This is a genomic window from Actinomadura sp. NPDC000929 (genome assembly GCF_040492065.1).
Classification (GTDB): Bacteria; Actinomycetota; Actinomycetes; order Streptosporangiales; family Streptosporangiaceae; genus Spirillospora; species Spirillospora verrucosospora.
In genome coordinates, this window is the sequence record NZ_JBEUPA010000004.1 from 60506 (window position 1) to 71816 (window position 11311).

The window sequence follows — 11311 nt, forward strand, 5'->3', positions numbered from 1 at the left end:
GCAAAGCCAGCAACGGGCGATCCGTCGACAAAGACCTCGTGTAAGAGCTGTGATCAACGATGACCGCCGCGCAGAATGGCCCCGGCTCCGGCACGGGAAGACGCAGGGGCCGCGCCGCGGGCGCTGCCACCGGACGACCGCCGTCACCGGGCTCGTCCTCGAGAAGACGATGATGTTCGACGAACCTGGGGCAGGTGAGATGTCCGGCACGGGACTCAGGGCGCTCAGGGCCGCCGATCCGGAACGGGTCGGGCCGTACCGGCTGCTGGCGCGGCTGGGAGCGGGCGGGATGGGGCAGGTCTACCTGGGCCGGTCCCAGGGCCGGCGGCTGGTGGCGGTGAAGGTCGTCCACCCTCACTTCTCCGACGACGCGGTGTTCCGGCGCCGGTTCACCAAGGAGATCGCGGCGGCGCGCCGCATCAAGGGCTTCTACACGGCGCAGGTGATCGACGCCGATGCCGACGCCGACCCGCCGTGGCTGGTCACGGAGTACATAGCGGGGCCGTCGCTGCAGGACGCCGTCGAGGAGAACGGCGCGCTGCCCGAGATCTCGGTGGCGGCGCTCGGCGCGGGGCTCGCCGAAGGGCTCCGGGCGGTGCACGAGCAGAACGTGATCCACCGGGACCTCAAGCCGGGGAACGTCCTGCTGGCCCAGGACGGGCCGCGGATCATCGACTTCGGCATCGCGCGCGCGATGGACGCGCCCACCCAGAGCCTGACCCTGGTGGGCACGCCCGGCTACATGTCGCCCGAACAGTTCCTGGGCGGCGACCTCGAACCGGCCAGCGACGTGTTCTGCCTGGCCGCGGTGCTGGCCTTCGCCGCGACCGGCCGCCATCCCTTCGGCGAAGGGCCGCCCGAGGCCCTCGGCTACCGGGTCCGCCACCAGAACCCGGACCTGGCGGACGTCCCGGCATCGCTGAGACCGCTGATCGCGGCCGGTCTGGAGAAGGATCCGCGCGGCCGCCCGGCGACCGGAGAGTTCCTGGACCGCTGCTCCGCGCTCGTCGCGGACGAGGGCATGCCCCTGCCGGAGACGTTCACCAGCATGATCGCTTCGCGGGTGGCCGAGACCGAGGTCTTCACGAGGAAGGGCGGCACGGGCGAACGCGGAGCGCGCCCGTCGCCGGCCGAGCGCGATCAGCCGCCCGCGGACCCGCGCCCGCCGTCGCCGAGCCCGTCGCCGCGCCCGGCGCCGGTGCGGGCGGAGCGTCGGCGGGAGCGTCCACCGGCCAGGCAGGCCGCGATGGTCCTGGCCGCGGTCGCGGGGGTCGTGCTCGTCGCCGTGCTCATCGTCGTCGCCGGCAAGGGAGACTCGAAGGGCTCGAACAACGCCGACGCCGCGTCGACCTCGCCGACGAGCCGCTCGACCGGCCCCACGGGCGAGGGGGGCAGCGTCCGGCCGAGTCCGACCCCCGACAAGACATGGAAGGCGTTCGACGACATCTCGGTCAACGACTGCTTGGACGCGTCCGGGGACCCCTGGAACCCCGGCGGGTGGCTCGGGGGCATGCCCCGCGCCGTCTCCTGCCGGGAGAGCGACGCCTACCTGAGGGTCACCGGCGTGGAGAAGACGAGCGGCGCGTGCGACGCCAAACCGCTCAACGGAGAGTCCTACTGGGAGTCCCCGGCTCACGACGGCGAGAGAACCTATCTCTGTCTAGAACGGCGGTTCAGGAACGGTGAATGCTTCCTGGGCAAGAAGGGCAGCAAACCGGGCCTGGCGGCCATCAGCGGCTACGGTCTGATGACGTCGTGGAGATGCGGCAAGAGCGGCCTTCCAAAGGAATACGGCCGCGTCCTCCGGTTCACCGGTTATCACAAGAGCCGGTGCCCCCGCGGCTCTCTGACATGGGATTTCCGGCGAGGCGTCCTCTGCGCCAAGGTCGTCTGACGCGAAGATCGCGGTTCCGGCGGGGGAGCGGAGCGGCCGGTTGTCGGTGCCGTCGCGTTTAATCGAGGCGTGGACGTTGGAGAGCGCATCGCCGAGCTGACCGCCCAGGTCAAGCGACTGAACGATCTGTACTACGGCGCCGGCGACAGCCCGCTGCCGGACGCCGACTACGACGCGTTGAAGGACGAGCTGGCCGCGCTCGTCGCCGAGCATCCGGAGCTGGAGCCCGCCGACAGCCCGCTCGGCAAGGTCAACGCGCCCGCGGAGCTGACCGGTCCGACCGTGCGCCACGCGCGCCCGATGCTGTCGCTGGCCAAGGCGACGAGCGAGGAGCAGATCCGCACGTTCTGCGAGCGGTTCGGCGGCCAGGTCTTCCGCGTGTCGGAGAAGCTCGACGGGCTCTCGCTCAGCGTCGTCTACACCGACGGGACGCTCGACTACGTCGCCACGCGCGGCACCGGCGCGGTCGGCGAACTGGTGACCGAGAAGGTGCGCCACGTGATCCCGGGCCTGCCGGCCGAGATCGATGAGCCCGGGCGCGTGGAGGTCCGCGGCGAGGCGGTGATGCTCCGGTCGGTCTGGACGGCCTACAACGAGGCGCACCCGGAGCGGATCCTGACCAACCCGCGCTCGGGAGCCGCCGGAACGCTGGTGCTCAAGGATCCCGAAGCGGCCGTGAAGGCCAAGCGCGTGCTGAGGTTCTTCGCGTTCGGCGCCGACCGCGACGGCGTCGCGATCGATGTCCCGGCGGGCTTCGAGTCGGTCGCCCAGTACGTGGGCGCCGGCGCCGAGGAGGTCATCGCCGCGATCGAGGAGATCGGCGGCCGCCGCGACGGTCTGGACTACGACATCGACGGCGCGGTCGTGCGGCTGCACGAGCCGGCGGCGTTCGACGCGGCGGGGTTCAACAGCGCCGAGCCGCGCGGAGCGATCGCGTTCAAGTACCCGCCGGAGGAGAAGCTGACGACGCTGCTGGCGGTCCAGTGGCCGGTCGGCAAGATCGGCCGCGTCCCGCCGCGCGCGAAGGTCGCGCCGGTGTTCGTCGGCGGCGTGACGGTGGAGAACATCACCCTGCACAACCCCCGGCTGATCCGCGAGCGCGACCTGCGGATCGGCGACACGGTGGCGGTCGTGCGGCGCGGCGACGTGATCCCGTTCGCGGGCCGCTCGCTGCCGGAGCGGCGCGACGGGAGCGAGATCGAGATCGTTCCGCCGACGCACTGCCCGTCGTGCGACTCCGAACTGGAGGTCCGCGGCACCGGTGAGGAGCGCTGGTGCGTGAACCTGCAGTGCCCGGCGCAGGCGACGCGCCGGCTGATGCACTGGGCCTCGCGTCAGGCGGCCGACATGGAGGGCGTCGGCGACGTCTGGATCGAGAAGCTCGCCGAGGACGGCGTGCTCAAACACCGCAGCGACTTCTACGACCTGACGACCGAGCAGTTGCTGGGCTATGAGCGGATGGGCGAGGTCAGCGCCCAGAACATGGTCGACTCGATCGCGTCGTCCAAGGACGTGGGGCTGCGGCGCGCGCTGATCGGGCTGGCGATCCCGATGGCCTCCGAGGGCACGGCCAAGCGCCTGTGCCTGGCCGGCTACGAGCGCATCGAGGACGTCGCGGCGGCGACCGCCGAGGACCTGGTTGCCATCCGCGACATCGGACCGAAGGCCGCCGAGAGCATCGTGGCCTTCTTCGCCCGTCCGGAGGTCCAGGAGGAGATCGCCGCGCTGCGCGAGCGCGGCGTGAACCTCGACGTCCTGCCCGAGGACCGGCCCCTCGACGCGGCCGCCGCGGGCGACTCGCCTCTCAAGGGCAAGTCGGTCGTCATCACCGGCGCGTTCACCGACCCCCGCTCCGGCGCGAAGATCAGCCGCCCGGACGTCACCCGCCTGGTCGAGCAGGCCGCCGCGACGACCGCGTCGTCGGTCTCCGCCAGCACCGACTACCTGCTCGCTGGAGCCAACGTCGGAGCCGCCAAGACCGGCAAAGCCGAGAAGCTCGGCGTCACCGTCGTCCACCAGGACGAACTGTGGCGCTGGCTGGCCGAAGCCGGCGTCATCTGACCGCGTCCGGCTCCCCGGGAACCACCCGGTCGGGTCGGACGCCTTCCCTCGTCCCACGGCGCACAGCGGTGACGCCTGCCGTCACTGCCTTCGGGCAGGGCGAGCCGGGCTTCTCACCGCCGTTCGGGCGCGCTGGTCATGGAGAACGCGTCTCCGCCGACGAGGTCGCATCGGCGGCCGCCTGCTCGTGCAGGCTGATGACCTGGTTGGGGCACATCAGGGCGGCCCGGCGGACGGTCTCGTGCAGGTCCCCGGGAGGGGACTCGGCGAGGAGCACGACGGTTCCGTCCTCGTCGGACTGGTCGAAGACCTCCGGCGCGTACAGGGCGCACTGCCCCGCGCCGAGGCAGCGTTCGTGATCGGCGACGATCCGCATGGCGGTCACCGCTCCCAGCTCACCGGGAGACGGTGGACGCCGTAGACGAACATGTCGTGCCGCATGGGCACCTCGTCGGGCGGCACCGCGAGGCGCAGGCCGGGCAGCCCGTCGAACAGGGCGGTGAGGGCCATGCGCATCTCCACGCGGGCCAGTTGCTGCCCGAGGCACTGGTGGATGCCGTGGCCGAACGCCACATGCTGGGACGGCGGCCGCGTGAGGTCCAGCTCGTCGGGATCCTCGAAGTGCTCGGGGTCGCGGTTGGCGGCGGGCAGCGACAGGACGACGGTCTGCCCGGCGCGCACCGGGTGCCCGTGGATCTCGACGTCCTCCTTGGCGACCCGGACGACGCCGAACTGGACGATGCTCAGGTAGCGCAGCAGCTCCTCGACCGCGGGGCCGGCCGCCTGCGGGCCGGCGCGGAACGCGGCCAGCTGGCCGGGACGGGTGAGCAGGGTGAGGGTGCCGAGCGCCAGCATGTTGGCGGTGGTCTCGTGCCCGGCGACCAGCAGCAGCCGGCCGATGCCGCTGAGCTCGGCGTCGCTCAGCCCGGCCCCGGAGGTGATCAGCGAGCCCAGCAGCGCGTCGTCCGGGCTGCGCCGTTTGGCGGCCACCAGGTCCCGCATGTACTCCAGCAGCGCGTCCCTGGCCTCCGCCACCCGCCCGGCGTCCGCGGTGACGCTGAGCAGGGCGGCCGACCAGGCGTGGAAGCGGGCGCGGTCGGAGTAGGGCACGCCGAGCAGCTCGCAGATCACCAGGGACGGGATCGGCAGGGTGTACGCCGGAACCAGGTCGGCGGGCGGGCCGGCGGCGCGCAGGGCGTCGAGGTGGTCGGCGACGATCCGCTCGACGCGCGGCGCGAGGGCCTGCATCCGGCGGGTGGTGAAGAACGGCGTGAGCAGCCGCCGGTAACGGGTGTGCTCCGGCCGGTCCATGAACAGCAGCGAACCGGTCCGGTCCTCGGGCCGGAAGGCGGGCCGCCTGATCGGTGAGGATGCTTCCGCCCGGTCGGCGCTGAACCGCTCGTCGGCCAGGACCTCGCGGACGTCCCGGTGCCGGGTCAGCAGCAGGCCGGTCGCGCCGTCGGGGAAGGACAGAGGGGAGACGGGCGACTCGCTGCGGAGCAGGCCGAGCGCCGGTGGCGGGTCGAGCGGGTCGTCGCGCCGCGTGGGAAGCGGGGCGGGGACGGAGGCGGGGGGCTGCGGAGCGCGCATGGGACGAGATCCCTTCCTCGGAGACTCGCGCTGTGCCGCTCCCGGCGGGACGGCTTGCGGCGGGCTCGCCGGAGGAGACGGCATCCGCTTCGAAAGTAGAACGGATCCGTTCTATACGCGAGGTTGCGGCAGGTTGGGGACGTCCAGCAGGGGGGACAGGATGCCGTCCACAAACCGGTCGACCAGCTCGCGGCCTGGAGGTTCGTCCTGCATCAGCACATGCCCCAGGATGACCGCGAAGGGCAGATCGGCCAGCAGCCCGGCGTCCACCCGTCCGGGGATCTCGCCGCGTTCCCGGGCCCGGTCGAGCGCCGCCTCGATGGAGCGCCTCACGGGATCGGCCAGCCGCTCGCGGCGCAGCCGGGCGAGCTCGGCGTCCCGGCGGCTGCCCTCCAGCAGCGCGATGACCAGCCCGCGGTCCAGGCTGGACCAGCTGGCGACGTACGCCATCAGCAGCTGGCGTATGTCCTCGGTGAACGAGCCCGCGTCCCGCCCGGACACCACGGGCCGGTAGCGCTCCATCGCGGCCATCACCAGATGGGCCTTGGTGGGCCAGCGCTGGTACAGCGTCGCCTTACCCACCCGCGCGCGCCTGGCCACCGAGTCCATGGTCAGCCGCTCGTACCCGACCTCCGAGAGCAGGGCGAGGACGGCGTCGAACACTTCCGCGCGCCGCTCGGGCCTGCTCAGCGGCACCTTCCTGAGCCCGCTCCGCGCCGTCGCGTCGTCCCGCATACCGCCCGCCCTCCGTGCCGGACCCAGGGTGCTCAACACCGTAAGCCAGCCGAAAGCGTCACGGCAGCCTTCAAGACGGAAAAGAACGGGCACCGAGCACTCTGCTTCACAACAGACGCGTGACCGGCGTGCACGACAAGCCGCTCCAGCAGGCCATTGCCGCTCCGGCCCTCTGGTACATCACCCTCACCCCTGTTCCGGAGATCCCGATCAAGACGCCGCCTCCCCGGCTGGCGGGAGCCGCGGTCGACCGCCGGCCCCGGGCCGCCTCGTGCGGTCCGGGGCCGCGCCGCCGGGTGGGACTGCGTTCAGCCGCCCGTGTCCGGCTCCTCGGAGGGCTCAGTACTCCACCAGGCGGCGGTGTCGGGTGGCAGGACCGCGTTCGGGCCCTCCATACGGATCGGCTCGCTGCTCAGCAGGAGCGAACCGCGGACTGGGATCTGGACGCTCCGGTCGCCGGTGTTCACCGCGCACAGCATTCGAGGGCCGTCGGATTGACCGCTGCGCTCGAAGACCAGGCAGTCCGGCGGCCCGTCCAGCCAGCGCAGCTCACCGTCGCCCAGCGCGGAATGGTCGCGCCGGATCCGGAGAGCCTTGCGGTAGAGGGTCAGCGTGGAAGCCTCGTCGTCCCACTGCGCCTCCACGGTGAGCGACTTCCATTCGGGCGGCGACGGCAGCCAGCCGCCACCCGATCCGAACCCGAACGGGGGCTCGTTGCCGGACCACGGAAGCGGAACGCGGCAACCGTCCCGGCCGCCCTTGAGACTCTCCAACTGCGGATCGGTCAGCAGCTCGGCGGGGATGTCGAGCACCTCGGGCAGGCCGAGCTCCTCGCCCTGGTACACGTACGCCGAGCCGGGCAACGCCAGAGTGAGCAGCGCCGCCGCTCGCGCCCGCCGCCGTCCGAGCTCGTCGCCGCCATAGCGGGTGACATGCCGCTGGACGTCGTGGTTGGACAGCACCCAGGTGGTGGGCGCGCCCACTGAGCCGGTCGAGGCCAGCGACTTCTCGATCACCGAGCGCAGTTCGGCGGCGTCCCAGTCGGTCCTCATGTAGTCGAAGTTGAACACCTGGTGCAGCTCGTCCGGGCGGACGTAGTTGGCCAGCCGATCGAGCGACGGCGCCCACGCCTCCGCGACGCCGATCCGCTCCCCGGGACAGGAGTCGAGCAGCCGCCGCCAGCCTCGATGGATGTCGTGCACTCCGTCCTGGTCGAAGTACGGCACCTTGCCGCGTCCCAGCAGCCGCGACTGCGGCGCGTCGCCGACGTCGGGCAGCCCGGCCGCCTTGACCATGCCGTGCGCCACGTCGATGCGGAATCCGTCGGCGCCCAGGTCCAGCCAGAATCGCAGGACATCGTCGAACTCGGCGCGCACGTCCGGGTGCTCCCAGTTCAGGTCGGGCTGCTGCGGAGCGAACAGGTGCAGGTACCACTGCCCGTCGGGCAGCCGGGTCCAGGCGGGACCGCCGAAGACCGACTCCCAGTCGTTGGGCGGCAGTTCGCCGGAGGCTCCTCGCCCCGGCCGGAAGACGTAGCGCTCGCGCGCCGGACCGGAGATCCCGGCGGCCAGCGCCTCCTGGAACCAGACATGCTGGTCGGAGGTGTGGTTGGGCACGATGTCGACGATGACCCGCAGGCCCAGCCGGTGCGCCTCCTCGATCAGTTCGACGGCGTCCGCGAGCGTGCCGAACGTCGGATCCACCGAGCGGTAGTCCGTGACGTCGTAGCCGCCGTCGACCATCGGCGATTCGTAGAACGGCGTGATCCACAGAGCGTCGACGCCGAGCGCGGCGAGGTAGGGGAGCCGGCTGCGGATTCCGGCCAGGTCGCCGACCCCGTCCCCGTCGGCATCGGCGAAGCTGCGCACATAGACCTGGTATATGACCGCGTCACGCCACCAGCGCGTACCGGCCGCCGGGGAGCTGGAGAACTCCGCGGGGCGCGCCGGTGAAGGAGGTCTCGACGATAGATCCATACGAGGGACAGTCGGGAGATCGATTTGGTCCGCACCTGAGACCGCCCGGCAGAGGCCCGGCGCCGCCAGAACCCGGCTTCACGGGCCGTTCGCAGTGGCCCGGGAGCGCCCCGCTCGCGGCTGTCTCGGGCGTGGTCGTCGGCGGGGTGGGGATGCGGTGCCGATGGGACGGTCCGAGACGGATTGGCGTGGCGGTCGCCTCTCGCGGACGGTTCGTCCATCGGGTGTGCGGTTCCGCGACGATGCGTTCAGGCGCGATTGCGCGAGCCGCGGAACCCGGCACGATGAGCCCGTGAACGAGAATGATCTCTTTAATCTGGATGGCCGCCGGTTCGCGATGGTCAGCTCCACCGCGAGCCGCGTGGACCCTGACGCGCCCACGCGATTCGCCTACACGGAGGCCGACGGCGTGGTGTGGGGAAGTTACGAAGGCGACACCGTGGTCCACGGCCGGTTCGTGGGGGCCCGGCGCGGAGCCGAGGTCCGGCTGAACTACGTGCACCTGACCAAGGAGAGCGCGGACCCGGTCGCCGGGTCCAGCACGAACCGGATCGAGCTGCTGCGGGACGGCCGGATCCGGCTGGTGGAGGAGTTCCGGTTCGACGGGGACGACACGCCCCAGGTCAGCGTGTGCGAGGAGATCGTCACGGGAGGTCTTTGAGCTCGGCCCGCCCCGCGTCCGCGCGGATGAAGCGCATCCGGCCGAGGGCGACGGGGCCGGGCCCGGGCTCCGCCTGCGCCTTCGCCGGGGCGCCGTCCGACGTCAGCACGAACGGGCGGCGGATCACCTCGTCGAGGATGAGCACCGTCTCGGTGGCCTTCACGGCCGGGATGCCGGCCAGGCGCTCGGAGACCAGGCGGTGCACGGCGGCGACGTCGGTGGCCCGGATCTGGATCATCGCGTCGTGCTGGCCGGTGGTGATCGCGCAGTACTCGACCTCGGGCATCAGCGAGAGCTGGGCGCGGAACTGCGGCCACATCTGCTGCCGGACGGTGACGAAGATCAGCGCGCAGATGCCGAGGCCGGTGCGGACCGGGTCGACCTGCACGGTGAACCGGCTGATCACACCGCTGGTCCGCAGCGCCTCGAAGCGCATGTAGGCGTTGGCCCGGGAGATCCCGACGCGCTGGGCGAGGGCCGCGATGGAGATCCGGCCGTCCTGGCGCAGCACCTCCAGCATCCTGAGGTTGATCGCGTCCAGTTCGGTGCGGATCTGTCCAGCCTCGCCCCCCTTAGAGGGTGGTCCGTGCGACGGTCTGTCCATGGATCCGTCTCCTTCTCTCGCTTTATCTTGACTTTCGGTGGTCTCGTAGACGTTCAGCCGGAAGTCTCGCACTATCGGTCTTCGTCGTCCAGAAGCAGACAACGGACCTGACCGAGACCCGGAGGCCACGATGCCGATCACGAGTGGAACCACACGGCGGGCGGCGCTGCCCGTCCTCGTGGCCGCAGCACTCAGCCTGACCGCCTGCTCGGGCGGGGGCGGGACGTCCTCGTCGGACGGGGGCGGCAAGGCTCTGGTCATCGACACCTCGTTCAACCTCAAGACCGCGGACCCGGGCCGGATGTACGAGCAGACCGGCCTGCTCATCGACCGGGCCCTCTACGACACGCTGCTCAGCTTCAAGGGCTCCGACGTCAGCACGCCGGTGCCGGCGCTGGCGGAGTCGTTCGAGCTGTCCAAGGACGGCAAGAAGCTCACGCTCAAGCTGCGCCAGGACGCGGTCTTCTCCGACGGCAGCCCCGTCACCGCCGACGACGTGGTGTTCTCGCTCGACCGGGTCCGCGACCTCAAGGGCAACCCGTCGTTCCTGCTCGACGGCGTGAAGGTCGAGAAGACCGACGACAAGACGATCACGCTGGTGTCGGCCAAGCCGAACCCGTCGCTGCCGTTCATCCTGCCGAACCCGGCGCTCGGCATCCTCAACTCCAAGGTCGTCAAGGCCAACGGCGGCGCCGCGAGCCCCGGCGACAAGGCGGAGAAGTACCTGAACGGCCAGTCGGCCGGGTCCGGCCCGTACATGCTGGAGTCCTTCAACGCCGCCACCCAGGTCGTGCTCAAGGCCAACCCCAAGTACTGGGGCGCCACCAAGCCGGTCTACAAGCGGGTCGTGCTCCGCAACGTCCAGTCGCAGACGCAGAAGCTGAACGTGCAGCGCGGCGACAGCCAGATCGCGGTGGACCTGACGGCCGACCAGGCCCAGGGCATCGGCGGCGGCACGCAGACCGTCAAGGGCGCGTCCGCCAACGTGTTCTTCCTGCTGACCAACCGGAACCCGTCCGTCAGCAAGATCACCTCCAACCCCCGGTTCGCCGAGGCCGTCAGCAAGGGCGTGGACTACGCGGGGCTGCTGGAACTCGCCGGCGAGGGCTCGGTGCAGGCGGCCGGGATCGTCCCGTCCATGATCAACGGCTCGCTGCCCGCGGGCCAGGCGCCCAAGCGCGACGTCGCCGGCGCCAAGGCGGCGCTCGCCGCCGGCGGGATCACGAACCCCAGGGTCAAGCTGGAGTTCCCCAGCGACTTCACGCTCAACGGCCTGTCCTTCCAGCCTCTGGCCGAGCGCATCCAGGCCAACCTGAAGGAGGTCGGCATCACCGTCGACCTCGCCCCCGCGCCGATCGCGACCGCGCTGGAGAGCTACCGCGACGGCAAGGAGGAGATGGGCCTGTGGTGGTGGAGCCCGGACTACCCGGACGCCAGCAACTACCTCGCCTTCCTGCCCGGCGGCCTGATCGGCGAGCGCGCGGGCTGGAAGAAGGGCGCGGACAAGGCGCTGGAGGACGCCGGCGCGAAGGCCGCGAGCACCATCGGCGATGACCGGTTCGCCCAGTACCACCAGATCCAGACCCAGCTCAACGCGCGCGGCCCGATCGTGCCGCTGATGCAGCCGAGCCAGCGCCTGGTCACCGCCGGGGCGCTGACGGGCCTCGCGGTCAACCCGGTGTGGACCTTCGAGATCGCGGCGCTCGGCAGCAAATGAAGTCTCCTCACCCGTCGGACGAGCGGACGACCGAGGGCCGCCGGCCACCCGGCGCCCGGTGGTGGTCGCGGCA

At 71.4% G+C, this 11311-nt stretch carries 9 protein-coding genes; 4 read left to right on the forward strand and 5 right to left on the reverse strand.

The genetic code is table 11. From position 1 onward, the window contains the following. Positions 1 to 49: 49 nt before the first annotated feature. A complete protein-coding gene (locus tag ABWI04_RS02565) occupies positions 50 to 1894 on the forward strand; it encodes a serine/threonine-protein kinase (protein WP_345172221.1) in 1845 nt (614 codons plus the stop codon). Between the two features lie 69 nt (positions 1895 to 1963). After that, positions 1964 to 3955, forward strand: a complete 1992-nt coding sequence (gene ligA / locus ABWI04_RS02570; RefSeq protein WP_353831259.1) for an NAD-dependent DNA ligase LigA — start codon at positions 1964 to 1966, stop codon at positions 3953 to 3955. A 136-nt stretch (positions 3956 to 4091) separates the two neighbouring features. On the opposite strand, the gene ABWI04_RS02575 is transcribed toward ligA, so the two are convergent. The 4 genes from ABWI04_RS02575 to ABWI04_RS02590 form a co-directional block, all read right to left on the reverse strand. Then, positions 4092 to 4331 carry a ferredoxin gene (locus tag ABWI04_RS02575; RefSeq protein WP_353831318.1) on the reverse strand — a complete coding sequence of 80 codons (240 nt, stop codon included), beginning with the start codon at positions 4329 to 4331 and terminating at the stop codon, positions 4092 to 4094. A gap of 5 nt (positions 4332 to 4336) precedes the next feature. Next, entirely contained in the window at positions 4337 to 5545 is a 1209-nt protein-coding gene (locus ABWI04_RS02580) for a cytochrome P450 (RefSeq protein WP_353831260.1), read from the reverse strand. Between the two features lie 111 nt (positions 5546 to 5656). Beyond that, the gene (locus tag ABWI04_RS02585; protein ID WP_345172227.1) at positions 5657 to 6280 is read right to left on the reverse strand and encodes a TetR/AcrR family transcriptional regulator; all 624 of its coding nucleotides are present in this window, start codon (positions 6278 to 6280) and stop codon (positions 5657 to 5659) included. A 308-nt stretch (positions 6281 to 6588) separates the two neighbouring features. After that, on the reverse strand, positions 6589 to 8256 hold the full coding sequence (locus tag ABWI04_RS02590) for a glycoside hydrolase family 13 protein (protein WP_353831261.1): 1668 nt from the start codon (positions 8254 to 8256) through the stop codon (positions 6589 to 6591). Between the two features lie 292 nt (positions 8257 to 8548). Between ABWI04_RS02590 and ABWI04_RS02595 the strand changes: the two genes are divergently transcribed. Further along, entirely contained in the window at positions 8549 to 8917 is a 369-nt protein-coding gene (locus tag ABWI04_RS02595) for an avidin-fold protein (protein ID WP_502913113.1), read from the forward strand. Here the strand turns inward: ABWI04_RS02595 and ABWI04_RS02600 are convergent. Continuing rightward, positions 8901 to 9521, reverse strand: a complete 621-nt coding sequence (locus ABWI04_RS02600) for an Lrp/AsnC family transcriptional regulator (protein WP_345172233.1) — start codon at positions 9519 to 9521, stop codon at positions 8901 to 8903. The two genes, ABWI04_RS02595 and ABWI04_RS02600, sit on opposite strands and share 17 nt — an antisense overlap. 130 nt (positions 9522 to 9651) lie before the next feature. Here ABWI04_RS02600 and ABWI04_RS02605 point away from each other — a divergent pair, with 130 nt between their 5' ends. Beyond that, positions 9652 to 11238, forward strand: a complete 1587-nt coding sequence (locus tag ABWI04_RS02605; RefSeq protein ID WP_345172234.1) for an ABC transporter substrate-binding protein — start codon at positions 9652 to 9654, stop codon at positions 11236 to 11238. The last annotated feature ends 73 nt before the right edge of the window (positions 11239 to 11311 follow it).

What these genes read in the sequence shown, in the direction of transcription:
- ABWI04_RS02575 (WP_353831318.1), bottom strand. Translation starts at nt 4,331, where the DNA reads ATGCGGATCGTCGCCGATCACGAACGCTGCCTCGGCGCGGGGCAGTGC.
- ABWI04_RS02580 (WP_353831260.1), bottom strand. Translation starts at nt 5,545, where the DNA reads ATGCGCGCTCCGCAGCCCCCCGCCTCCGTCCCCGCCCCGCTTCCCACG.
- ABWI04_RS02585 (WP_345172227.1), bottom strand. Translation starts at nt 6,280, where the DNA reads ATGCGGGACGACGCGACGGCGCGGAGCGGGCTCAGGAAGGTGCCGCTG.
- ABWI04_RS02590 (WP_353831261.1), bottom strand. Translation starts at nt 8,256, where the DNA reads ATGGATCTATCGTCGAGACCTCCTTCACCGGCGCGCCCCGCGGAGTTC.
- ABWI04_RS02600 (WP_345172233.1), bottom strand. Translation starts at nt 9,521, where the DNA reads ATGGACAGACCGTCGCACGGACCACCCTCTAAGGGGGGCGAGGCTGGA.
- ABWI04_RS02605 (WP_345172234.1), top strand. Translation starts at nt 9,652, where the DNA reads ATGCCGATCACGAGTGGAACCACACGGCGGGCGGCGCTGCCCGTCCTC.